33 protein-coding genes and 1 pseudogene are annotated in these 23,454 nt (G+C 39.6%); 13 read left to right on the top strand and 21 right to left on the bottom strand.

Going from position 1 to position 23,454, the window contains the following annotated elements; all coding sequences use genetic code 11:
• Positions 1-22: 22 nt before the first annotated feature.
• Genes FTU92_RS02615 through FTU92_RS02655 form a run of 9 tightly spaced genes read right to left on the bottom strand, consistent with a single transcriptional unit; the run spans position 23 to position 4,750 of the window.
• Entirely contained in the window at positions 23-577 is a 555-nt protein-coding gene (locus FTU92_RS02615) for a hypothetical protein (RefSeq protein ID WP_180095542.1), read from the bottom strand.
• Positions 577-978 (bottom strand): DUF559 domain-containing protein, encoded by a 402-nt coding sequence (locus FTU92_RS02620; RefSeq protein ID WP_180095544.1) that lies wholly within the window; start codon positions 976-978, stop codon positions 577-579. Before FTU92_RS02620 ends, FTU92_RS02615 begins: the two co-directional genes overlap by 1 nt.
• Complete coding sequence (locus FTU92_RS02625) at positions 975-1,250, bottom strand: hypothetical protein (RefSeq protein ID WP_225543377.1); 276 nt, start codon at positions 1,248-1,250, stop codon at positions 975-977. The genes FTU92_RS02620 and FTU92_RS02625 overlap by 4 nt, the downstream gene beginning before the upstream one ends.
• The gene (locus FTU92_RS02630; protein ID WP_180095546.1) at positions 1,234-1,992 is read right to left on the bottom strand and encodes an ATP-binding protein; all 759 of its coding nucleotides are present in this window, start codon (positions 1,990-1,992) and stop codon (positions 1,234-1,236) included. The genes FTU92_RS02625 and FTU92_RS02630 overlap by 17 nt, the downstream gene beginning before the upstream one ends.
• A complete protein-coding gene (locus FTU92_RS14075; RefSeq protein ID WP_257218736.1) occupies positions 1,989-3,029 on the bottom strand; it encodes a YdaU family protein in 1,041 nt (346 codons plus the stop codon). Before FTU92_RS14075 ends, FTU92_RS02630 begins: the two co-directional genes overlap by 4 nt.
• A complete protein-coding gene (locus FTU92_RS02640) occupies positions 3,026-3,715 on the bottom strand; it encodes a hypothetical protein (RefSeq protein WP_180095548.1) in 690 nt (229 codons plus the stop codon). Before FTU92_RS02640 ends, FTU92_RS14075 begins: the two co-directional genes overlap by 4 nt.
• On the bottom strand, positions 3,712-3,978 hold the full coding sequence (locus FTU92_RS02645; RefSeq protein WP_180095550.1) for a hypothetical protein: 267 nt from the start codon (positions 3,976-3,978) through the stop codon (positions 3,712-3,714). The genes FTU92_RS02640 and FTU92_RS02645 overlap by 4 nt, the downstream gene beginning before the upstream one ends.
• 56 nt (positions 3,979-4,034) lie before the next feature.
• Positions 4,035-4,481, bottom strand: coding sequence for a phage regulatory CII family protein (locus tag FTU92_RS02650; protein ID WP_180043695.1), 447 nt, complete (start codon positions 4,479-4,481; stop codon positions 4,035-4,037).
• A gap of 23 nt (positions 4,482-4,504) precedes the next feature.
• Entirely contained in the window at positions 4,505-4,750 is a 246-nt protein-coding gene (locus FTU92_RS02655) for a helix-turn-helix domain-containing protein (RefSeq protein ID WP_004973626.1), read from the bottom strand.
• 1 nt (position 4,751) lies between these two features.
• On the opposite strand from FTU92_RS02655, the gene FTU92_RS02660 reads away from it, so the two are divergent.
• The 3 genes from FTU92_RS02660 to FTU92_RS02670 all read left to right on the top strand — a co-directional run bounded on the left by FTU92_RS02660 (position 4,752) and on the right by FTU92_RS02670 (position 8,227).
• Complete coding sequence (locus FTU92_RS02660; RefSeq protein WP_180095552.1) at positions 4,752-5,531, top strand: LexA family transcriptional regulator; 780 nt, start codon at positions 4,752-4,754, stop codon at positions 5,529-5,531.
• 73 nt (positions 5,532-5,604) lie between these two features.
• Positions 5,605-7,338, top strand: a complete 1,734-nt coding sequence (locus tag FTU92_RS02665) for an AAA family ATPase (protein WP_004973620.1) — start codon at positions 5,605-5,607, stop codon at positions 7,336-7,338.
• A 28-nt stretch (positions 7,339-7,366) separates the two neighbouring features.
• Positions 7,367-8,227, top strand: coding sequence for a DNA adenine methylase (locus FTU92_RS02670; protein ID WP_180095554.1), 861 nt, complete (start codon positions 7,367-7,369; stop codon positions 8,225-8,227).
• Positions 8,228-8,475: 248 nt separating this feature from the next.
• On the opposite strand, the gene FTU92_RS02675 is transcribed toward FTU92_RS02670, so the two are convergent.
• A complete protein-coding gene (locus FTU92_RS02675) occupies positions 8,476-9,438 on the bottom strand; it encodes an IS30 family transposase (RefSeq protein WP_180095556.1) in 963 nt (320 codons plus the stop codon).
• Between the two features lie 149 nt (positions 9,439-9,587).
• Here FTU92_RS02675 and FTU92_RS02680 point away from each other — a divergent pair, with 149 nt between their 5' ends.
• Positions 9,588-9,932 carry a hypothetical protein gene (locus FTU92_RS02680; RefSeq protein WP_180095558.1) on the top strand — a complete coding sequence of 115 codons (345 nt, stop codon included), beginning with the start codon at positions 9,588-9,590 and terminating at the stop codon, positions 9,930-9,932.
• Positions 9,933-9,940: 8 nt separating this feature from the next.
• On the opposite strand, the gene FTU92_RS02685 is transcribed toward FTU92_RS02680, so the two are convergent.
• Together FTU92_RS02685 and FTU92_RS02690 are read right to left on the bottom strand one after the other, a co-directional pair.
• The gene (locus FTU92_RS02685) at positions 9,941-10,261 is read right to left on the bottom strand and encodes an addiction module antidote protein (protein WP_180095561.1); all 321 of its coding nucleotides are present in this window, start codon (positions 10,259-10,261) and stop codon (positions 9,941-9,943) included.
• Positions 10,254-10,571 (bottom strand): type II toxin-antitoxin system RelE/ParE family toxin, encoded by a 318-nt coding sequence (locus FTU92_RS02690; protein ID WP_180095563.1) that lies wholly within the window; start codon positions 10,569-10,571, stop codon positions 10,254-10,256. The genes FTU92_RS02685 and FTU92_RS02690 overlap by 8 nt, the downstream gene beginning before the upstream one ends.
• 401 nt (positions 10,572-10,972) lie before the next feature.
• Here FTU92_RS02690 and FTU92_RS02695 point away from each other — a divergent pair, with 401 nt between their 5' ends.
• The 8 genes from FTU92_RS02695 (at position 10,973) to FTU92_RS02730 (ending at position 16,042) form a co-directional block, all read left to right on the top strand.
• On the top strand, positions 10,973-11,326 hold the full coding sequence (locus FTU92_RS02695; RefSeq protein WP_180095565.1) for a hypothetical protein: 354 nt from the start codon (positions 10,973-10,975) through the stop codon (positions 11,324-11,326).
• A 192-nt stretch (positions 11,327-11,518) separates the two neighbouring features.
• Positions 11,519-11,743, top strand: a complete 225-nt coding sequence (locus tag FTU92_RS02700; RefSeq protein ID WP_180095567.1) for a hypothetical protein — start codon at positions 11,519-11,521, stop codon at positions 11,741-11,743.
• Positions 11,740-12,558, top strand: coding sequence for a PD-(D/E)XK nuclease family protein (locus FTU92_RS02705; protein WP_180095569.1), 819 nt, complete (start codon positions 11,740-11,742; stop codon positions 12,556-12,558). Before FTU92_RS02700 ends, FTU92_RS02705 begins: the two co-directional genes overlap by 4 nt.
• Before the next feature lie 26 nt (positions 12,559-12,584).
• Positions 12,585-14,084 (top strand): recombinase RecT, encoded by a 1,500-nt coding sequence (locus tag FTU92_RS02710; RefSeq protein ID WP_180095571.1) that lies wholly within the window; start codon positions 12,585-12,587, stop codon positions 14,082-14,084.
• Positions 14,085-14,140: 56 nt separating this feature from the next.
• The gene (locus FTU92_RS02715) at positions 14,141-14,368 is read left to right on the top strand and encodes a hypothetical protein (protein ID WP_180095573.1); all 228 of its coding nucleotides are present in this window, start codon (positions 14,141-14,143) and stop codon (positions 14,366-14,368) included.
• Positions 14,368-14,694, top strand: coding sequence for a hypothetical protein (locus FTU92_RS02720; RefSeq protein ID WP_180095575.1), 327 nt, complete (start codon positions 14,368-14,370; stop codon positions 14,692-14,694). Before FTU92_RS02715 ends, FTU92_RS02720 begins: the two co-directional genes overlap by 1 nt.
• A gap of 6 nt (positions 14,695-14,700) precedes the next feature.
• Positions 14,701-14,907, top strand: a complete 207-nt coding sequence (locus FTU92_RS02725; protein ID WP_004973589.1) for a hypothetical protein — start codon at positions 14,701-14,703, stop codon at positions 14,905-14,907.
• A gap of 4 nt (positions 14,908-14,911) precedes the next feature.
• Positions 14,912-16,042, top strand: a complete 1,131-nt coding sequence (locus tag FTU92_RS02730; protein ID WP_004973588.1) for a phage integrase Arm DNA-binding domain-containing protein — start codon at positions 14,912-14,914, stop codon at positions 16,040-16,042.
• 136 nt (positions 16,043-16,178) lie between these two features.
• Here the strand turns inward: FTU92_RS02730 and FTU92_RS02735 are convergent.
• The 8 genes and pseudogenes from FTU92_RS02735 to FTU92_RS02770 all read right to left on the bottom strand — a co-directional run.
• Positions 16,179-16,313: pseudogene (locus FTU92_RS02735) on the bottom strand (uracil-DNA glycosylase family protein); the annotation flags it as partial.
• Positions 16,314-16,345: 32 nt separating this feature from the next.
• Positions 16,346-16,798, bottom strand: a complete 453-nt coding sequence (locus FTU92_RS02740; protein WP_154320746.1) for an XRE family transcriptional regulator — start codon at positions 16,796-16,798, stop codon at positions 16,346-16,348.
• Entirely contained in the window at positions 16,795-16,938 is a 144-nt protein-coding gene (locus tag FTU92_RS02745; RefSeq protein ID WP_004973580.1) for a hypothetical protein, read from the bottom strand. Before FTU92_RS02745 ends, FTU92_RS02740 begins: the two co-directional genes overlap by 4 nt.
• Positions 16,939-17,018: 80 nt before the next feature.
• A complete protein-coding gene (locus FTU92_RS02750) occupies positions 17,019-17,729 on the bottom strand; it encodes an SGNH/GDSL hydrolase family protein (RefSeq protein ID WP_004973578.1) in 711 nt (236 codons plus the stop codon).
• A gap of 162 nt (positions 17,730-17,891) precedes the next feature.
• Complete coding sequence (locus FTU92_RS02755; RefSeq protein WP_004973576.1) at positions 17,892-18,635, bottom strand: SDR family oxidoreductase; 744 nt, start codon at positions 18,633-18,635, stop codon at positions 17,892-17,894.
• A gap of 10 nt (positions 18,636-18,645) precedes the next feature.
• The gene (locus tag FTU92_RS02760; protein WP_004973573.1) at positions 18,646-19,344 is read right to left on the bottom strand and encodes a histidine phosphatase family protein; all 699 of its coding nucleotides are present in this window, start codon (positions 19,342-19,344) and stop codon (positions 18,646-18,648) included.
• Complete coding sequence (locus FTU92_RS02765) at positions 19,341-20,462, bottom strand: phosphotransferase family protein (RefSeq protein ID WP_179994188.1); 1,122 nt, start codon at positions 20,460-20,462, stop codon at positions 19,341-19,343. The genes FTU92_RS02760 and FTU92_RS02765 overlap by 4 nt, the downstream gene beginning before the upstream one ends.
• A gap of 130 nt (positions 20,463-20,592) precedes the next feature.
• Positions 20,593-21,834, bottom strand: coding sequence for an acyl-CoA dehydrogenase family protein (locus tag FTU92_RS02770; protein ID WP_180095577.1), 1,242 nt, complete (start codon positions 21,832-21,834; stop codon positions 20,593-20,595).
• Between the two features lie 93 nt (positions 21,835-21,927).
• Between FTU92_RS02770 and FTU92_RS02775 the strand changes: the two genes are divergently transcribed.
• The gene (locus FTU92_RS02775; protein WP_104851971.1) at positions 21,928-22,845 is read left to right on the top strand and encodes a LysR family transcriptional regulator; all 918 of its coding nucleotides are present in this window, start codon (positions 21,928-21,930) and stop codon (positions 22,843-22,845) included.
• A 103-nt stretch (positions 22,846-22,948) separates the two neighbouring features.
• Here FTU92_RS02775 and FTU92_RS02780 read toward each other — a convergent pair whose 3' ends face one another.
• Complete coding sequence (locus FTU92_RS02780; RefSeq protein ID WP_004973565.1) at positions 22,949-23,440, bottom strand: hypothetical protein; 492 nt, start codon at positions 23,438-23,440, stop codon at positions 22,949-22,951.
• Between the last annotated feature and the right edge of the window lie 14 nt (positions 23,441-23,454).

Below are 23,454 nucleotides of genomic sequence, written 5' to 3' on the forward strand. Positions count from 1 at the left end.
AGTTTTCGGAATAACGAAATACTTATGCTCTCAATTCTTTGTAAGTATTTTTTTTATACTTTTCAATTGCCTTTGACGCCTCATCAATTGCAGATTCAATAGCCATAACCATAAGTCTTTCATAGGTTTTCCATGTCATCCGATAATTATCTACCGTCATCTGGTGGCAATTAATACCCGCGTAATACAAACGCCCCTGTGCTGTGAAATTAGCCTCAAGCTGAGGATCCAATGCAAAGTCTATGACCATACGTGCAATTAAATACGCCAAGTGATTCATTGTGATGTGCTCAGGCTCGCGCTTTTTATCCGTTACGACGTTTTTAAGCATGATATTTACAAGATGCCCTCGCACATATTCATAATCACTTTCGCACTTGCCCTCAAATATAATTAACGCAGTTACTGACTTCGCTAGCTGTGTTTCCATAGCTGCAATCGCACCTAAACGATCTTCGTAATTCAATGGTTGCTCTCCAGTGCCACGCACATTTGGTTCAAAGTTTGGTGACTTCGCTGTAATACCCTTGGTCAACCATTCAAATTGCTCAAACTTATCTGATACTGCTGCATTCATCACTTCACCAACCCTTCAATCTGTTTAATTGCAAAACCGCTTGTCACTTGCTCTGTACTGAACCGTAAAACCTGAAATCCCATCATTGTTGCTGCGTTATATTTTTCCATATCCCCCAAATAACCTTTACCCCGTGTATGCCTTCCGCCTGACCATATACCGCCTTCAACTTCGATCAGCAGCTTCGTATTCTTGATATGAAAATCTGCCCGCCATTTTCGTGTTGAGTGAAATTTAAATTCCTGCACAAATTCAATTTTTAACGCTCCGAGCTGCTGGATTAATGCTGCTTCTCCCTTGCTCACAATCTTTTCACCTTTGACTTTGCTCTTGCGCTTGCTCGTACTCTTACGATCACCGCAGTAGAGTTTTTTGTATTCAGCAAGTGAAATGCTTGTCATTCAGCCCCGACTCCAAACAGCTCTTTAGTTTTGTTAGTCGCCGTATATGTGTAAATTGAGGTCTTGGCCATATAGCCACTGCACACCAAATCCTTCAAGCAATTCCGAATAGTCATACGTGAACAACTCAACACACACTGCGCAATGTCCGTCACCGTGATTTCTCTTTTCGCATGTACTGCAAAAATCAAAATATCCATACGCTTTTCAAACGAACTGCAAGCACGTCCACCAACCCAATCGACAGTTTTATCATCATTCTGATCTTTCACACCCATCTCCCATACGCGCATCAGACCAATTACACTCAACCACGGTCAGACCATCATGCTGGAAGCGTGACCAGAGTCGATCTCCTAAATCATCATGCAGTTTTTTTAAGGTGAAATTTGAAATGAGCATGGTTGGTTTTTTGCTGTCATAGCGCCTTGTCAAAACCTTGTGTACAAGCTCTAAGCGCTTATCACGATCATGTAATCCATACTCATCCACAATCAAAAGATCATATTGAGCAAACTGATAAATCACAGCTTCTTCAGATTGATCTTTTGTGTCCTTGTCCCATGCATTCATGATTCGCTGCGCAATTTCTTCGCTGGTGATGTAACGCGCTTTCAGTCCTTTTTTCAGCAGATGTTTTGCAGTTGCACAAGCAAGATGTGTTTTGCCAGTACCTGTTGAACCCACCATGATGAAATTAGAAATTCGCTTGGCAGTGATACGTTGTGCATAGCTAGCGCACTGACTCAATGCATGTGCCTGACCTTGGGTGTGCGTCTGATAATTTGAAAATGCAGAATGCAGGTGACGATCTGGAAGCATTGCACTTGCAATATGTTTTTCAAATACAGCTCTATCCGTTTCAGCCTGATGCTTAGTTTTTTCAGCCAATACAAATTCACGAGCGCATTCAGGACAAATTAAATTTTTACCCGTTGAGATTTTTTGCAGTCCATGTTTCTCACAAACTTCCTGTGACATCACATGACCATTGAATTGAAAATGTGCGTTCATTCCATGCCCTCAGGTAATTCGACCTTGCCGTAAAATGGCTGATCGTTCATGGGTTGATCTTTCCAGGCATCATTGACGTTCAAGCCTGCTGATCGCGTAGTGCTCTGCTTTGGTTTTACGGTTTTCTGCTTTTCTGCCGCTCGATCAAATTTATCAATGAGCCATACAGCAAACCTTGTGGTCTTTTGGTTTTCAGTGAGGTCTGTTTTGTTTTCCCAATGTGCGTTGAATGCTTCGAGGTGAAACTCAAAGTCACTCATATCCAGCACAGATTCCGCCAACGTTCCTTTGCTTTTCCGAATAATATTCAGCAGATGATCTGAATTAGGTCTCCACTTTTCTTCGGTTTTCTGCGGAACGGCTGCGGAACTCTCTTGTGTGTTATTAATATTTATATCCGTTACCTGTCCCTGTCCGTTATGTTCTGTTCCCTTATGTCCAAAATCCTGCGGAATTCCAGCGGAACGTGTTTGGAATTCCTGTGGAACGACTGCGGAATTCTCTTGGAATGATTGCGGAACAGCTTTGGAATTCTTTTTACTTTCCAATTCAGCAACTTGGGAATTCCTTGCCCATGATTCTGGCATTCCTGCATCAATCCAAGCATCAAAGCTTGGAATTAAAACCTGATCTTGTTCAGATAACTTCATATTTGCTTTGCGTAAGCGCTCAGCAAACTTTTTATAGTTGTAATCTTGTTTGCTTGCCCAGCTTTCAATTGCCTTTTCGCAAATGACAGGATGGTAATAACGTCCATCACTACATAGAACCCAACCATGCAGAGCTTCTTCTTTATATTTTTTCCATTCCTTTACTACACGGCCAAAGCCAGCAAGGTTAGATAGAATTCTGTCATCGTCTGGCAAGCTACCAGCAGGAACCTGATGCCAAGAGGCACTCATTAATAAAATTCCCGCTCGAAATGCTTCTGCATTTACCAAAGCAGCAAAGTCACTATCACGCAGTCGAACCACATCGAGAGGCATAAACTCAAAGCTTCTAAGGTCGATATTGTTTGGAATTAACGGTTCTCTCATGCTGCACCGCCTTGGATAACCTTAAATTCAATTACCCAAACCCACGGGTTTTTATTCCATGAACTTTGACCGTAAATTTCTTCCCAGGTAAAATGGAAATTGGTTCTAGCACCAATTGCATAACCCATTTCAATTGCGGATGGATGAGTTGAATAGTCAAAGCCTTCAGCTTTTGCATCTTCTTTGGTTATATCCTGAAGACGCTCAACACGAATCTTTGTAATTTCAAGAAGGATTCGTGATGCAGAGCGCGGCATGTGGATCGATGGTTTCCATTTAAGCCCAAAATTCTTTCGCGCCTCATCTGAATAACTACCCTTAGGGCAATCTGATGCATAAGCGTATCTTTGAAGCTTTCCGTTTGAATCTCGATGTTCCACTCCTGTGCCGCTTAAATCCATGAAGGTTTCACGCACCCATAACCGATCACCTACGTTAAACTCGGAAAAAGGTGTTTTATAGGTCGCATGGGCAAGCCAACCGCTATTACAGTTCTTAAAGCCTTTTGGATTATTGTTGCAGCGCAAAATAGCATGCCGAGCATCAGTGTCCGTTGTTGGTTCACCACGATGGAAGCGCTCAACAGCATCAGGTTGACGGCGCATAACACGACGAGTCTGAGTCTTGCTACCTTCCAAAATTGCATTGACCATTTGAACATTGAATAAAATAGGATGTTCTTTCACGACACTTCTCCCTGGGCATTCAATGCTCGTGCATAATGTATTTCCACATCACTCACAAACAACGCCACGGTATGTTCTGGTTTGTCTTCCCAATAACAGTCAGCACAAATAAAACCATCATTGTTTTCTGTACGGCTGACCATGCTGTCCGATCCGCAGTAATCACATTGCGGCACTAAGATTAAGCAGCTGCTGCACTGCTCTTCTTTAAATTCCGTGCATTTGCCCTGACATGGGTGTTTTGGTAAAGTATTTGTGTTCATAAAGAATTTCCCTCTGAATTGAACGCAAAAGCCTGATTCCTAACAATCAGGCTTTTTTATTCCTCAATACATTTGTGTACCTGAGCATTTAGCTCAGCCAATATTTCGTGCAATTTATGGATGACTTTGGATAAATCGACTGCTTCACCACGTGTGATGCGTCCGTCAGCCATCATTGTTTTAAATAGCGTGTATACATCCCCGCCCTGCATTCCAAAGCTCAGCACAAGATCAGTGAGCGCCGTATCTCGACACTCAGGGATTTGTGGCAGATCAATCGCAACCTTGCCTAGGTGCGCATTCATACTTTGCAAAATGCGGTAATCATTGGTGATGGCCATCATTTTTGTGGCTTCTAAAAGTGATAGATGGTGTGTATCCGTATTTGGATTTACTTTACTGTTCAACACGGCTGGGCTTTTAATACCGAGCCTTGGTGCTAACGCCGTCGCGCCACCTGGGTAATCGTGCACAGTGTGATAAGCCGCATCGATGATGTTCATTGAAAGTCCTTTTGAACGTGTTATTAGATAACGGCTTCTTTACTATTTTGAGTAGAACGTACATACGCCCAATTAATGTCAGGACGTAGTTGCTCAGCTCGAACTTTTCCTTTCGTAAATTTCTCAATTGGAAGACAGCGATCTTCTGGGATTTTATCGAAATTCCATTTACTTAAAGCCCAAGGCGTTATATCCAAATTTCGAGCTAAAGCAGATTTACTGCCTGCGATTTTGATTGCTTTTTCAAAAGCGTCTTTTGGAGATGACATAATGCTACCAACAAAACTACTTAAAGTAGAAGATAATATACTACCAAAAATAGAATTGGTGCAACCTAAAATACGGGTTAATATTCTACCTAGCGTAGAAAATGAGAAGGTTTGTAAGGTGCAAACAGCCAAATACCAAGAATTTGCTTCACGGCTTAATGGCCTTATGCAAAAAGAAGGCTCACCAATAAAAAACGTAAACCAATTAAAAGATGCTATTCATGTCACTTATGAAATGGCACGACGCTATACGCTTGGAATTGCAAAACCTCGTGAAGAGAAAATGCAAATACTGGCTAAAAAATTTAATGTAGATATTAGTTATTTGGATCATGGCTCAGGTATCGAACCCAACGTCACTGCTCCCTTTCCCATTGCTGGTCGATTGGTACCCGTTATCTCTTGGGTACAAGCTGGATCATGGACCACAGTTGAATCTGTACCTGCAGGTACTCAGTTTGAAGAATGGCTGCCACCTAACCCGAAATGTGGCAAGAACGGATATGGATTGACCGTAGTTGGTGAGTCGATGCTTCCAGACTTCCGCCCTGCAGACAAAATTTATGTAAATCCTGACTTTCAAACAAATGATTTAAAAACAGGTGATTTAGTCATCGTCTCTTGTGAAGGTGATTTAGAGGCAACTTTTAAAAAGCTGATTGTTGAAAGCGGCAATATGTATTTGCAACCGCTTAACCCAGACTGGCCTGAAAAAACGATTCCATTAGTGGATGGATGTAAGTTGGTGGGTAAGGTTGTTGGGTTGTATAGGGATGTTTGAAATTTAAATATAATTCTAGTTCACTAATTAAGCTATTTAAAACCGTTTGAGGATATCGTAGGGGAATCAGAGAGTGAATATTACCAAATTGACTAATATTAATGTACAAAACTTTCGAGCTTTAAAAGATGTAAATATTACTCTTGGTTCTGATATAACAGTCATTTGTGGTAAAAATGGTACAGCTAAATCAACTATTTTAGGTCTAATAGCACAAATTTTTAGTTTTGAAATGAATTATGCTACTGGAGAAGAATTAAAATATATAAATGCTGAAGGACTCAAAGTAGATTATAGAACTTTAACTGGAAAACGGTTTACTTCACAATTTAAAGAACATTTTAGATTTTCAAAAAAGTTTGATGTTGCTGGTAGTATGCAATGTAGTTACCACCTTTATGATGGTTTACTAGATAAAAATATTGATACTTTAAACCTTACAATGACGAATACCGAAGGACGTGATTTCCGAACAACTGTGCGAGGGAACCTAACAACAGATTTTACAGCAAACACCAGTAGAAATGTTACACACCCTGTGATTTACCAAAGTTTAAAACGACTTATCCCACTTGCTGAAAGAACCAAGTATGATAAAAATGATATTGAATATTTAAATAAAAATAAATCTCTTTTTATTACTATCAGTAATAAGATCCTAGGAAAAAGAAATAGTAGCTCTTTAACCGCAACTTCAGGAACATTAGATTCAGCAGTTGCACATGGTGAAAACTACGATCATGAATCTGTTTCAGTTGGTGAAGATAATTGCGGACAATTAGTTTTGTCTTTAATGTCCTTTAAGAAACTTAAAGATGACCTTGGTGAGAAGTATAGCGGTGGTATTCTGTTAATTGATGAGGTGGATGCTGGTTTTTTCCCTGCAGCTCAAAAAAATCTAATTGAAACATTAATGACATATGCGAAAGAATTAGATTTACAAATTATCATGACATCTCACTCACCAATAATTATAGAAGAAGTGAAAAAGCGATCACTATACAAAGGTGCCAATGAAAAATATAAAGTTATTTACCTGTCAAATGCACATGGTTCTATCAAGGTTTATGATGATTACAGTTGGGATAACATTAATGCAGATTTAAATATTGAAACTCTGCCAGAAAAACAAAAGGCTAAGTTACCAAAAATTAATGTATATTTTGAAGATAAAGAGGCTTCCGATTTTTTCGCTGCTCTTGTAACTTCAAGACATCTCAATTCGTTCTTAAATAAATTTGATAATATTACGAATGGTAGTAACTTTTATATTTCCTTGATGGATAAAAAAATTCCAGAATTTACCACGAAAAGTATTGTTGTTTTAGATGCAGATGTAAGAAATACAAATAAATATAAAAATGTTCTGAAACTGCCAGGTGGTCTCCCGCCCGATCAATTAATCTTTGATTTTTTGTTTCGCTTACCAGCGAATGATAGTTATTGGACTAATTCAATTCAATTCACCAAAGAGATTTTCCTAAGTGATGCATCTGATATTTTAGATAGATTAAAGTTAAAAGATGAACCTAGTTCAGGTTATGATTTGCCACAATTATTAGCAGCAGATATCCAAGCTGGAAATAAAAAAATTCGAGATCTTTTTAAAGGTTTTTATAATTCTAGCAACTTGCAAAGAATGATCAAAAAAGCTGAAACAAATCCTTTTAGATATTATCTTAAGCACAATCCTAACATCTCAAGCACATTCCTAACTGATCTTGAAGAGAAATTGACTTTCGTGTTAACTGAAGGTTATGCATTAAATTTGGCATATGTTAAAGTAGAATTGGGTCATAACACGTAATTTTCGTAAAATGTTGATGAACTTTTAAATGCCTATTTTTTACACTCCCCTCCGCTATCCAGGTGGTAAAGGTAAATTTGCTCCGTTTGTAAAAGATCTTATGGAGCTTAACAACCTTACTGGAGACTATCTCGAGCCTTATGCGGGAGGAGCTGGCGTTGCTTTAGACTTATTGTTTGGTAACCACTGCCAAAATATTCATATCAATGATTTTGATTTGGCAATCTTTAATTTTTGGAAGTCAGTTACAGAAGATACCGAAAATTTTCTAAAACTTCTAACAGATACTAATGTCACAATTGATGAGTGGCAAAAACAAAAAGCTATCCTTGCTACTCCAAACGAGCATACTGCTCTCGAACACGGCTTTTCTGCTTTCTTTTTGAACCGTACCAATCGCTCTGGCATATTAAAAGGTGGTGTAATTGGCGGGAAAAATCAGGATGGCAATTACAAGCTTGATGCTCGCTTTCACAAAGAAAACTTATCAAAACGAATTGAAAAAATTGGTCGTTATAAAGACCGCATAAAAGTTTACAATGAAGATGCTTTGTCATTACTGCAAAACGTTGACAATCTATTGCCTCAAGACTCTCTAATTTATTTAGATCCACCCTACTATGTAAAAGGGCAAGGTTTATATCGAAATTTTTATGTCCATGAAGATCATGTTCAAATTAGAAAAGCTTTAGATAGTGTGCAGACAAAGTGGATTGTGTCATACGATAATTGTGCTGAAATTAAAGAAATTTATTCAGGATATACACAAGAAGACTATGAGTTGAATTACAGTGCTTATTATAAAATGAAAGGTGCTGAAGTGATGATTTATTGTGATGACTTACAGCCTTTAAAAGTTCAGTCAAAGCAACTAAGTTTTGCTGATTAATCTTTACCTCATGGAGGGTTTTATCTTAAATAAAACCCAAGGACAAACACTAACACCCCAGGCAACATACACAAGAAACCCGCAGCTCGCGCATCTGCGTAATTATGAATTTTTTCATTTAGAATATGAGAGCCAAAAATTATCCCAATACAAGCGAGCATAAACCCAACAATAATCAAAAAAGATGACACCATTTCCCCCAAAAATGCTCTAATTTTATATCGCTGCATATTTTTTAACAGGCGGATTCAAGCGGCAAGTGCAACAGTATAAAAACCAGCCATAACTTCACTCGGTGTATACCAACCTAGTGTTTTTCTAGGACGATGGTTGAGTGCAAATTCTATCTGCTCTATTTGTTCGTTTGACACGTCATCAAACGATGATGATTTTGGCAGATATTGACGGATTAAACCATTCGTATTTTCATTTCTAGCTCGCTGAATAGACTTGTAAGGATCAGCAAAATACGTCTCTATGCCAGCATCAGTAATTCTTTTGTGTTCGGAAAATTCTTTGCCATTATCAAATGTCACACTATAGGCATGGCTCATTTGTAAACGATCTAATGCACAAGTAATCGTTTGAGAGGATGCTCTCGTTGGCCCTAAATGAACAATATGTACATACAGGCTCTTTCGATCAACGAGAGTCAATAAAGCACCTTTATGATGTTTACCAATCACCGTGTCACCTTCGAAATCTCCTAAACGTTGTCGTTGATCAATGACCTGGTCTCGGCAGTGAATACTTGTTTTATCAATGATTTGACCCCTACGATCCGTGTTTTTGTAACCGCGTTTTCGATATTTCTTCTGATGCCTTAAATGTAGATGAAGTTTACCGCCTTTTGATTTATCTTGATAAATGTACTGGTAAATCCACTCATGTGAAGGTACATCCAGCCAACCGCGTTGTGTTAAAGCACCTGAAATTTGTTCGGGTGACCAGTCCAAACCAATCAAATAATCAATATAAGCGAAGGCAAATGCTGTCATTGATGATGAAGGATGGTACCGTCTTTGACTTGCAAATTTAGCTGCCTGTTGAGCTCTATATCCACGTTGCCCAGTATTTCTTTTTAATTCACGGTAGATGGTTGATCGTGAACGTCCTAATTCCCGAGCAAGGGTAGCGATTGAACTTTTACTTTTCAAAGTAGCATAAATTTCGTATCTTTCATCTTGAGAAAGTTGGGTGTATTTCTTCATTGTGTGCTTTCCAATTGCGAGTTGAAAAAGTCTAATGATTCTATGAATACACCTAACTTTTTCAACTAACTACAAATGTGTTGCACTTGGGATTTGAATCTGCGACATTTAGTTTATAATTTTAGACGCAATAACAACAAGACAAAACTATGAAAAAAACAACCATAACCACCCTACTCCTTGCCCTTATCATCACTGGCTGCCAAAAGCAGCCAGCTGCCCTACCTGAACATGAACGTACAGCTATAACAAAGCAGTTTGAAGAATCGGATGAAAAAATTAACGGCTATTTTGATTTATTGGAAAATCCAAGTACTTCACAAGAGGTACGCAAACAGATCCTTTGCAAAGACTGGCCTGATATCTATTACAAGCAGTACGTCCCTGCTTTAAAGCAACTTTCACCAGAATATACCGATGAAGAGTTGAGTCAGGCACTCGACAGAGCCGTGGACTATTACAAAGAAAAGTATGTGATTGACTGCAACCTGTAAAAGTTAAATCAAGCTCCAGCAGGAGTGGTTTTAGGTGTTACAGTCAAATTTAAACCCAACGCATGTACCACTTTTAGGACAGTATCAAAATTGGGTACAACCTCACCAGATAACGAGCGATATAATGACTCACGCCCTAATCCTGTATCTTTAGCGAGTTGTGTCATACCACGGGCACGTGCGATCGTTCCCAGTGCTTTGGCAATAAAAGCTGCGTCATCACCTGCTTCTTCAATACAGGCCTGTAAGTAGGCTTGCATATCCTCTTCAGTTTCTAGGTACTCGGCACTGTCCCATTTTGTTGCAACTAAATCAGCTGGATCAATCATGGTGTCTCTCCTTTAATTCCAAATAGGCTGCAGCAAGTTGTACGGCTTTTTTAATATCGTCCTGCTGACTGGTTTTATCGCCACCAATAAGCAGCAAAACAATACTTTCATTTTCCTGCAAATAGTACACACGGTACCCATCGCCAAAGAAAAACCGCATTTCACACACAGGGTGCTCTACCGTCTTTACATCACCAAAGTGCCCTGTTTCCTCTAAACGATCAAGTCGAGCTTGTATCCGAGCTTTGGCCTGTGAATCCTTAAGTTTTTTAAACCATCTATCAAAAGGTGGTAGTTTTTTAATCTGCATCACAGTATATCTGTAGCTTTTATAAAATTGTATCTTTTAAGATACATGAAAGCAAGGTTAAACTTTATTTGAGATTAACTGCAATCCATGAAGTAAAACTACTGTCATATCTAGTGATTATTATCGAATCAAGGTCAAACGCACTCCTGACCTGTAATAACGAAGTAGCGCAAAACTGACCCGCCAATGCCTATCGGTGGGTTTTCTTTTATGTGGAACAAGTGTAAACTAGCACTCATAATGTTATGTTATAACATATTAATAAGTTTAATCTTTCAGCTCTGCCCACCCCAGCGGTGGGTTCTTTTTGTGTAATAACTCTGTAACAGTGTATTTAAACGAATTTTTATACCATTTATTATATTTACTCTTATGATTTAGAAGATAAAAAGGAAAATAAAATGAAATACGTGTTAGGTGCAACTCTTGTAGCTCTAGCGATCACTGGCTGTACTTCGACTCCAAATAAAGAAGTAACGCGCGAAAACGTGATACGCAATGCCCCTGAAAACACACAAGTTATCAGTTTTGTAGGCCCTAATGATTTAAAACTTTTCCTAAAATCATCTGACCTATTTGAAACTGCACAAATGATTGATGGATCGGGTAAGGTCTATCATCTTAAACATGCTGTTTCTGGTAGTGGAGTTCGCTTAGCGAATGATGATGGTGTTTCTATTCACTTCAAAGGCGGTGAAGGTGTTGTCGAGTTTGAAAAAGACAAGCCGATCAGTATTACTGAAGTAAAAAAATAAAGTGTCCAGTTAAGATCAACCCACCCTAGCGGTGGGTTTTCTTTTGTCTACTATAAAAAAACAACTAAAAGTAGAATTATTTTCCACAAAGTATTGACCTTAATTCTACTTAAAGTAGTATTTATTTCACTAGGCACAAAAAAGCACCCCGACCTTCGACCTTCTGGGTGCTCTGCATATAGCGAGATAAGTATGAAACAAAACACATCCCATAGCAAGTTAGTCGCAATGCTGATACAGCGCCAAAACAAAAAGCGACTATCACTTCGCTTTAAAAAAATCCTTTCCGATGCTGCGGCATCTGCAGTACTGGCAGCATGTGCATTTGGCTTTATGGCCATGAGTTTAAAAGCTTGTGATGCTGAATATGAAAATCAGCTCAATGCCACTAAAGCACATTTGGAGGCAACACGATGAATATTGCCGAAAACCCAACAAAAATCATTCCGATTCGTGCCAGTTCTTTGTCTGATTTATTCGACTGTCCTGCACGTTGGGAAGCAAAGAACCTTTTAAACAAGCGTATGCCTGCAGGTGCCCGTACACGCCTGGGTACAGCAATCCACGAAGCTGTGACCCAGTGGGACCACATGCACTTAATTGGTGAATCTGTTTCTACAGAAGAATGTTCTGAAATTTTGCATCAGCAAATTTGGCAACCCAATGAGGAAGTAGATTGGGCTGACTTAGACCAAAACAGTGCTGAATCTATTGGTCATGCACTGGTGAACAAATACATCACTCAGATTGCGCCAACACAAAAATTTATTGGCGTAGAAGTCCGTTGTGAATCCTTAATCCTTGCCGATCTAGGCATTGAGCTAACAGGAACCATTGACCGTATCTATGAAAACGACGAAGGCGAACTTGGTATTGGTGACATCAAGACCGGTAAAACTTCGGTGGGCAGTGATGGTGTTGTTAAAACATCGGGACATACGCCACAGATGGGTATCTATACCGTGCTGGCAGCACATGCCTTGCAAGAATCCGTCACTGCTCCAGCACGTATATATGGCTTAACTACGGCCAAAACAGACAAAGGCCAACACGTAGGTATTGGCGAGATTGAATCACCTGCAGAAGTTTTACTTGGTACTGAAGAAGAACCAGGACTACTTCACCATGCCGCCAAAATTCTGAAACACGGCACTTTTTATGGCAATTCAAAATCCATGCTTTGCAATGAAAAGTTTTGCCCTGCTTTCGCTACATGCAAATTTCGTAAGTAATTAATTTCAATATAAGGAATATACCCATGACTTCACAAGTAATGACAACTGAGCAACTTCGCACACAACGTAAACCTGAAAATGTTGAGGCGAACTTCAATACCTATCGTGGCTTCCAAGCAATGCACCACATGGCTGAAAGCTTGGCTAATAGTACGATCATTCCTGAAGCATTCCGCAACACCATTATGGTTAAGGATCGTTTTGACCAGAATGCTAAAAAATGGTTGTACCGACCTGAAGAAAACCCAAATGGCGTTTCAAACTGCATCATCGCCTTGAATATGGCACAGCGTTTAGGTGCAGATCCAATGATGATTATGCAAAACCTGTATTTAGTGGATGGTCGTCCAAGTTGGTCAAGCCAATTTATTATTGCTGCAATTAACAGTTGTGGACGTTATAGCCCATTACGTTTTGACATCACTGGTGGTGATGAGGAAATGGAAATTCCTTATGCAGTTACAGAGTGGGAATATAACAAAGAGACTCGTAAGCGTGAGCCTGTGGATTCAAACAAAGTTGCCCGCGTGAAAAATCTTAGATGTGTGGCATGGGTTATTGAAAAAGCAACTGGTGAGCGCCTTGAGTCTAGCCCGATCACCATGGAACTGGCTGTAAAAGAAGGTTGGTTCCAAAAGAATGGTTCAAAATGGCAAACCATGCCTGAGCAAATGTTGCGGTACCGTGCTGCATCATTCTTTGGCCGTATCTATGCGCCTGACTTATTAATGGGTCTACGCACACATGAAGAAGAACTTGATTCAATTATCGACATTACGCCTGAGCCTGAAGTTACAGCACAACCAGTAACACTGGATAGCATCAAGCAAAACGTAGTTAAAGAATCGCCTGCTGACGATCAAGAAGTACCTGCAGAAAAACCAAAGCGTACACGTCAACCAAGAGCTGTCGAGGCTGAGACGGTAGAAACAATTGAAGATAGCCAAAATCAAACATCAAATGATGTTGCAAAAAAGCCATCCTCATTGGAACTGCGTAAAGAGTATCTAGAACAAATTAATGGATTTACACATGCCAAAGACCTGCAAACCATTATTCCAATTATTGAAGGACATCCCGACCTTACCGATGCGCATAAAACATATCTAGTGAATGCGATTCACCAGAAGATTGAGGAATTGGGCAAGGTGCAAATTGACCCGATTAAAAGCAAATCCATTATGGGTGGTTTAAAGACATCAATTGAAAATGCCAAAACCACAGATGAACTAAAAAATGTAGCCACACTCATTACGCAGAATAAACCAAAACTCACGCTAGACCATCAAGGTGAGTTACTTGAGGTCTACAGAATGCGTAAAGAGCTCATCGAAAATCAGCAGGATATGTTTGCACAAAACAAACCTTGGATTGAGGGTGCTATTCAGCGTATTCAAGCAGCCAAAACTCAGGATGATATTAACGAGGTCTACACTGACCCCGCTTATGAAGAATTGTCTGATCAAGGCAAGCAACGTTTGGATCTAGCAGCCCAGCAACGTGAAGCAGAGTTATTTGGCTAATTTTTAGGTTGGCCACATTCATAAATTAATGGATGTGGTCATATCGGGAGTGAGTGATGAAAACCAAAATCACCAAAATTGATCCAATCATGTCTGAAGCGTTTATGAAATGGCTAGTAAAGATTGGCTATCGAGGCGTTTGTCATCCAACGGGAGAAACACAGTTCTACTGCAGAACAGTTAATAAAAACTTTCCGCGTGGCGTGGCTATTTTGGCAAATGGCAGACTCAACAAGGCAGCGACACAGCTATACACAGAGTTTAGAGAGCATTTGGAGGCGTGATGGATTTGCAGAAAGAAAGAGAAGCGTTTGAGTGCCACAAATTTAAAGATCAGTATGACGAACTCAAGGCTTACTATGATGAGCATGAGCGCGAGCATGGCTATCGATACCCGTCATATACTTATGATGACGAATGGGAGGCTTGGTTGGCAGCCAAAGCCCAATCCGAAAAAGCCCTACTCGAACAATTTGAAATCAACAATAAACTTATTGAACAGATTGAAAAACTGAAAGCAGATGTGCCTGGGCAAATAACTATTACCCACGAACGCCTTCAAGAGCTGATTACGATCGCTGTTAAAACTGTGCTTGAGGCTAAGGAGTAACGAGCTATGACCTGTTTAATTAAAGTTTCTGAATTTATTAAGCGCGTTTATGGTACCGAAGGTGCAACTCCACCAACGCGCCAAACTATTGCACGTCACTGTAGATTGGGCCTAATTCCTGCTGAGCAAAAAGGCAAACATTGGTATATACAGTGGCATATTTACCAGCAACAAACTGGTGATGATTTAGTGGATAAGGTGTTGCGAGGCTAAAAATATGGCTCGACCACGCAATAAAGGAAATAAGGATATTCCTGCTAATTTATATCGGGGTGATGGTAACGCTTGGCGTTACCGCCACCCCATTACGGGAAAGTTTCACTCAATGGGAACTGACAAAAATAAAGCCTTTCAAGCAGCTCGAAAATTAAATGAGATGTTAATGATTGAGACAGACTTAGTGTCTAGGGTTCTTGGTGGTGGCGTCTTATTTGGAAGCTTTGCTGATGAGTATTTACTTAATAAGCGTCGGAAAGATGGCCGACCAATATCGGAAAATACTCGGCAGACGTATCAGGTTCAGTTAAACAGACTGTGTAAAGTCTGGGGAAACAAAGAACTTGAATCGATTACTCTGAAAATGGTCAATGAATACCTTGATAGCCTCACGCCGTCAAATAGTAAATCTGTACGCAGTTTGCTGTGCAACATTTTTGATGTGGCGGTGAGTAAAGGGTTATGTCCAGATAACCCAGCACGAATTACACTTAGCCGCTATGTGCCCAAGCAAAGAAAAAGACATACCGTTGAGGGACTACAGATTATTCGTAATCATTCCCCTTTATGGCTGCAAAATGCAATTGATCTATCGCTGTTAACAACCCAACGCCGATCGGACATTGTCAACATTCGTTGGACTGATATTCATGATGGATATATTCATATTGCCCAGCAAAAAACGACTGATGATCCAGTGGATGATTTTGAAGTTCTAGATGGCTCAGGTTATATCCGAATAAAGATTGATGATGAATTACAACAGGTACTGGATCGTTGCAAATCGGACAATGTCCCTAGCCCTTTTGTGATTCATTATGTGCCAAAACGCAAGGTAAAAAACTCAAAGAAAGAACACTGGACTCAAATCTTGCCTTTGTATTTGTCAGAGGAATTTTTACGGATCGTCAAACTTTCAAATGCCTATCCAAAATTAGAGGGTAGACAAATTCCGACCTTCCACGAAATACGTGCATTGGCTATTTTCTTGCATAAAAAAGCAGGTCGAAGCGCCCAGGCATTGGCAGGTCATAGCTCAGTTAAAATGACCGAACACTACGAGTCTGGTCATGAAATTATTTGGAACGATGTGGATGTTGGGATTAAGCTGCCATTTGCAGAAGTGACATAAAAGTTTTTTGCAAAACGTATTGCTAAGTTATTGTTTTCATTATGTTCCATTTAGTGTGTTTTGCCCATTTTTTAGGGCAAAAATATACTATAAAACTATTTATATACAGTAACTTAGCATTTTATTAGTAGCTAACATTTTGATAATTCGGATAATAAAAATCCATTTTCCAACGGCTTTTAGGTGGTGGAAAACTCCCAAGCATTAACAGCTTGGCATTGGCTGGTAAAAAGGGTTCGAGTGGATGGGTTTCTATTTTAGAATCAGACATTTATAGATTGAACCTTTGGTCTTTAAATTAAGCTAAGACATTGCAGTACGAGCAACTTCATAATGATTTTTATGTAACTTCCCTTGATTGAATAACCATGTCGCAACTTCTGGCCAAAAATACATTGCAGATCTAGATGCAAGTCCATACATCGGACGTGGAAAGTTTCCGTCACCACGTTTATTTTGCGCATATAAAGATAATGCTTGACGAGTCATTCCAGCACGTTCAGCCATTACTGCCAAAGTTGAATAACCTTGCTCTTCTACTATCAGATCATGAAATCCTAATGAGCGAATATTGTCTAATGCTGAGTGAATCGCTTGTTCTGCATTTTCAGCTTCACGGTCAAACTCAAGATAAATTGTATCGTTATAACTACAAACTAATGCATCATCACAACCCGCTTCAAAGAACTTATCTTCTAGCACAGACAGATCAGAACGTGCGTCACGTACCACAACAGTAAAGTGATAGTTATTCATAGTTCATCTCCATGACATTGCTTTACTTTACGCAAGATTTGTTTTGCATGTGCTGATTTACCTGAATCGACAACATCCCAGCCGTTTTCAATCGCATATTCAATTGCTTCGCGAATATGTTTATTGGGATGTTTCTTCATATTTTCATTCTGCTTGATGATTTAATTATAATTTAGTGTTGACGATTGTTAACACTATACCATTATTTAAGTTAATTTACCTAAAACCACTCCAAAATCCTATCCGAGACTTCTTTCCCCCAAATCTGGTAAATTTCTTTACTTGGATGAAAACCATCTTTTGCCATTTCTAAATTCATGGATTGATATTTTCGAATATCATATTCAATCCACTGCATATCTTCTTGTTGTGCAATCATTTTTTCTAATTGTAAGTTCATTTGTTTTGCGTATTGTCCAAATAGCCAAGATAATGGATTGGGCAATGCGGGAAATAAATGCATTGGTGGAACCCCCGTAGCAATGATTAATTCAGGTTGGAATTTCGCTTGAATAAGTTGATAAAAATGTTGCTGTTGTTTAATCCAAGTCTGTGCCGACATTAAGCGTGTTACATCGTTGACACCAACAGAAGTAACCACAACATCATATTTTTGATTTACCAGTTTTTTCGTTTTTTGAATGACTTGTGAGGTAGTATCTCCAGACTGCGCCTCTAAACGCCAATGTACTTGGTACTGATGCTGCAAAGCAGAAATCACCGCACCTAAAAGCGCATCATTTTGATGTGCTACCCCAACGCCTGCAGCGGCAGAATCGCCTAAAATCAATAATGACAGCGTTTGCCCTTGCCCTGTAATACCTTCTCGTGCGCCTTCGGCTTCAGGCAATCGGATCGTGTTCTTTTTAACACGACTTCCCTGAATCACCAAAGCGGGAATTAAGGCAAGGGTTGCTGTTCTAAGCCACATCACATTTCACTCTTAAATACGAAAACCGAAAATACAAATTTTAAACCCAAACAAAAGTAGAGACTCAAATATAAAAATAGCATCGTGTCATTTAAAGTGATTGCATTCATCATCAGCTTTAAATTTCAGGATGCTATTCAAATACTATGATATCGCTGCTATTTAGCCGAGTTTATTGACCAATTTTAATGGTAAAACTTTCATAGCTAAGCCCAATGGCAACCATGGCCATTTAGGTACATAGGCTTTAATTGGCGCTTTTTCAATTTCTGCAGCAAGTAAGCGTGAACCTGTTTTTTCATCAACTTCAAAAGGCAGTTTTTTTGCACCTTCGTTGATTTCGGTACGAATATAACCAGGGAAAATAGTCGTAACTTGAATAGGTGTATCAATTAATTCTGCACGAATTCCTTCTGCTAAATGTGCTACTGCAGCTTTACTTGCACCGTAAGCAGTAAGATGTTTTGGCATACCACGAATGGCACTCATAGATGAAATCATCACCAAATGCCCTGAGTTTTGCTCACGGAAAATTTCAACCGCGGCTTCACACTGCGCCAAAGCTGAAATAAAGTTGGTTTCTACTGTGGCTTTGTTGATGGCAAAATTACCTTTACCAATGCGACGTCCTTCGCCCACGCCTGCATTGACAATAATGCGGTCAATTTGTCCAAAATCTTGTTTAAATTCACGAAACACCTGAAACACCTGATCATAATTGGTGACATCCAGCGTTTTTGCAATAACACGAATACCAAACTGGCTTTCCAGTTCTTGTTTCAGCGTTTCCAAACGCTCTAAACGTCGGGCGCAAATTGCAAGGTTATAACCCATTTGAGCAAATTCACGTGCCATACCCGCACCAATACCTGAACTTGCACCTGTAATTAGAATTGTTTTTGTCATGGTTTGATCCTTAAATCCAAGTCAATAAATTTGAGTTTTCAGCTTTAATAAAATGATGTTCATTCAAGCTTAACAGTTGTGGTTCACTGCCGACCAAACGTAAAGTGGTGATACTTGAGTTAGTAATTGCCCAGTTCAATGCAAAGGTTTTATTGGGCGTTAAGCCTAAAATTTTACCTGCAGCCACAGAAATCACACCACCAGAAGTAAATACCACAGCATATCGTGGTTGTTTTTGGGCTAAGTCATCACATAAATGCTGCAATGCATCTTCGACACGCTGTTTAAAATGCGGCCAAGATTCTTCATATTCATGGTGATATTCACCGCCCGTCCAGCGTTCTATCGCACCTTCAAAAATTTTTGCCAAATATGCACGAGGATTGACCTCTTTGGCGACATCTTCTTTCATCAATTCAGGTTGATTAAAACGCGGTTCATACTGCGCGAAAACCTGTTGATGATTAAACTCGTTCCATGCACTGTCGGTATGAATTTCGACCTCAGGAAAACATTCTGCCAAAGCCAGTTGTGCAGTTTGCTGATGGCGCTGCATTGAACCAGCCACCACATAGGGTGCTTCTTTTAAAATGCGATCAAAATAACGTCCGAGCAATTTGGCTTGTAACTCACCATTAGGCGAAAGTTGATCATAACTTTCTGCCCCAAAAGATGCTTGCCCATGACGAATTAAATAAATGGTGGTCATTTCGGCATCAATTCCTTAAATTTGGCGATATATTTTTGTGCTAGTTCATTTGCTTCCAGTTTTTGTAAACCAATTAACTTTAAGGCACGAATATGCAAAGCATGAATGACAATCCAGAAATCCTTAAATGCAGGATTATTGGTTTGCTTGTGGAAATAACGATAATAAATTTGCTGGGCGATCACCGCTAAACGGAAAATTCCAAACACTTCATAGAATGTCCAGTTATCGGTGCTCAAGCCTGTTTTTTGCAAATAATAGTCCACCACTTGCTGACGTGTGAACATGCCTTTTAAGTGCGTTGGTTGACGACGGGTGGCTTTAAAAATTTGATTATCGGTATCTTCAACCCAATATGCCAAAGCCGAGCCTAAATCCATGAGTGGATCGCCCAGTGTTGCCATTTCCCAGTCCAAAACGCCAATCACTTGAGTCGGATGTTTCGGGTCTAAAATCACATTATCAAAACGCCAGTCGTTATGAATAATGCAGGTTTTTGAATCTACAGGAATATGGTCTAACAACCATTTACGCACATATTTAAAAGATGGCACGTTGATGGTATGTGCTTTGGCATAGCGTGCATCCCAACCTTCTACCTGACGTCGGCAATAACCATCACCTTTCCCTAATTTTTCTAGCTCAGTTCCTGCATAAGGTACTTGATGCAGCTCAATCAGTTTATCAATGACATTTACACAAAGTTCATGTACTTGAGTTTCGCTAAAATCAAGCTCTGGTGGCAATTTTGCACGTGGGATAATGCCTTCAATACGTTGCATCACGTAAAAATCGCAGCCAATTACAGCTTCATCCTGACACAACGCCACCATTTCAGGTAACACAGGATAAAACGGGGCTAAATTCTTTTGCACATGATATTCACGCGCCATGTCATGTGCAGATTTAGCTTTAGTACCTTTGGGCGGACGACGCAAAATTAAATCAGCATTGCTGTACTTAAGGCGATATGTCCAGTTCGATGCACCGCCTGAATATTGTGTGACTTCTACAGGTTCTACAACATCGACATTTTGTTGTTTTAACCATGCTGTCACTGCCTGAATATCGAGTTCTTCGCCTTCGCGTACTGTGCCGCCTACATCAATAACTGACATTATTTTTCCCTAATTTTCCAATTTTTTTAATCTAACATAGATTTTCCGTGTTCTCTTGAGATGTATCGGCAATATCAGAAATATTGCCGAATACACTACCAAGCGACACAATAAAAAATTCGCAACTGACTTATTTTTTGCGGCTGCTACGATAACCACGTTTAGCCAACTCAAGTTTGGCAATCATGCCTTTGTGTACTTCGTCTGGTCCATCGGCAAGACGTAAACTACGCGCTTGGGCAAAGAAACCTGTCAACGGTGTATCTCTAGATACGCCTGCACCACCATGAATCTGCATCGCCATATCAACTACTTTTTCCAAGACACTTGGTGCAACCACTTTAATGGCAGAAATTTCGGTAAGTGCTGCCATATTGCCTAAAGTATCCATTTTATAGGCTGCATAGAGAGTTAATAAACGTGCTTGGTCAATCGCCACACGTGCTTCCGCTACACGCTCCAAATTGCCACCGAGTTTCAGAATTTCCTTGCCAAATGCGGTACGACTCATGCCACGGTCAATCATCAACTCCAAAGATTTTTCGGCTGCACCAATACAACGCATACAATGGTGAATACGCCCCGGACCTAAACGACCTTGTGCAATTTCAAAACCTTGTCCTGCACCGCCAATAAAGTTGGCAACAGCCACACGCACGTTATCAAAACTGACTTCGCCATGACCGTGTGGCGCGTCGTAATCACCAAATACAGGTAACATGCGTTGAATTTTAACGCCCGCAGTATCCACAGGGACTAAAACCATAGAGTGTTGATGATGACGGTCTTTGGTTTCATCGGGTGTATGCGCCATAAAAATAATAATTTTGGCATTTGGATCACCCAAACCTGAAGACCACCATTTACGACCATTCAAGACAATTTCATCGCCGTCTACGACTGCTGTTGCCTGCATATTGGTCGCATCACTTGAAGCCACTGCAGGTTCAGTCATACAAAACACAGAACGAATTTTACCTTCAAGCAGCGGTGTCAGCCATTCTGCCTTTTGTGCTTCAGAACCATAGCGCCATAAAACTTCCATGTTGCCGCTGTCGGGTGCATTACAGTTAAATACGGTTGGCGCAATCAAACTGCGTCCACTCAACTCTGCAATATGTGCATATTCTTGTACCGACAAACCTTGTCCTAATTCTGGACAAGGTAAAAACATATTCCATAAACCTGCAGCTTTGGCTTTGGCTTTTAATTGTTCTAATTGTGCTGGCCATTGCCATTTAGTCCAGTCACCACCCTGATTTAATTCGTGAACTTCTGCCCAGAATTCAGCTTCAATCGGCTCAATTTCTTTGGCAATAAAGGCTTTGGTACGTTCTATATAGTCTTTGGCGCGTGCAGATAGCTCAAACATGGTTCAAATCCCTTAAAATATTGTATTCATTGCTTTACAACACCTTAACTTGAAAAGTAATATGAACAAAATGATTTAATTCAATAAAACACTATGAATCATGTTCATAACAATGCAAAAGTTGATCTTACCGTTTTTCATCGTTTAGACATCAATTTATACCCGATGTTTGTTGCAATTTATGAGCAGCGCAGTATTTCCAAAGCTGCACAAATTTTGTGTATTAGCCAATCTGCCGCCAGTCATGCTTTGCAGCGTTTAAGACAACATTTACAAGATGATTTACTGGTGCGAAGTGGCAATAAAATGCTGCCTACGCCTTTTGCCGAGCAAATTTATCCGACTATTAAAAATGCCTTGTTGGCGATTCAAAGTATTGCAATACAGAAACAGCAATTTGAGCCGAATATGTTGCAATCGCTCAAAATTGCTATCCATGATGAAATTGAACCGATTATTTTTCCTAAATTGGTGGCGCATTTTCAAAAGTTGAACTTGGATATTCAATTTCTGAGCCACAAATTAGACCGCAAAACGGTTTTGGCAGATTTAGCAACACAACAAATTGATTTTGTAATTGATTTAGAACAAAACTTTGGCGATAAAATTCAGTTTCAATCCTTAGTTCAAGACCAATTTGTGGTCTGTAGTTCACAACAAGAAATGAATACTGCACTTTATTTATCTTCTGCACATATTGGGGTTTCATCACGGCGTACTGGTATGTTGCTAGAAGATATTTATTTGCATCAAAAGCAATTATCACGGCAGGTTTTTTTACGTTGTCAGCACTATTCTACGGCGTTACAGATTTTACAGCAGCATCCTCAAGCCATACTAACTATTCCTAAAATGATTTTAAAGCATTTGAATATGAGCCAAAAATTGAATATTTTTGATGTGCCTGTAGACTTGCCTGTAATTAATATGGGGATGTATTGGCATAAAGATTTACAGGAAAATTCAAGGCATTATTTTTTAAGAGAGGAAATTTCTAAAATTTTTGCTTAGGCTATTTGAGGTTGATCTGGATTCGCAAGTGGTTGCTAATCGTCTTGTATGATTCTATAAAAAATAAAAGCCGCCGAGGCAGCTTTTTAATATGGGTTTGTTCTTAAAACTTCGCTTCCAAAACTTTTGTAGATACTTTGCCTTTCCATAAATCACGCAAAATTGGCAAATAGAACTTTTCACCTACTTCTACCAATTCTGCATCAATTAAGGCATGTGTTTCATGCATAAATAAATAATCTAGCTCTACAGTTTGTAATTGTTGTTGGGCTTTGGCGAAGTCTTTACGTTTTTGTTGGGCTTGTTTCACCAATTGATCTGCAAATGTCTTGCCTTTGAACTGACTGAGCGCATTTAAACGTAATTCAATCACGCCCCACCCACTGAGCAACAACTTAAATAATTCTAAATCTGCAGTGGTCGATTCCCACGTCATTTCTTCCAGATTTTCATTTTCAGGCAATACAGGTAGTAAAAGCTCCATTACACTTGGAAAAATCTTTTTAAAATTCAAGATAAATTTAACAGGCTGCTCACCCGGGTAATCTTTAAATTGCACGTGTTGCTGAACATCTGTTAAATAAATTGAGAGCATTGAAAATTTCCGTA

The sequence above is a fragment of the Acinetobacter sp. YH12205 genome, from assembly GCF_013418125.1.
Lineage (GTDB): Bacteria > Pseudomonadota > Gammaproteobacteria > Pseudomonadales > Moraxellaceae > Acinetobacter > Acinetobacter towneri.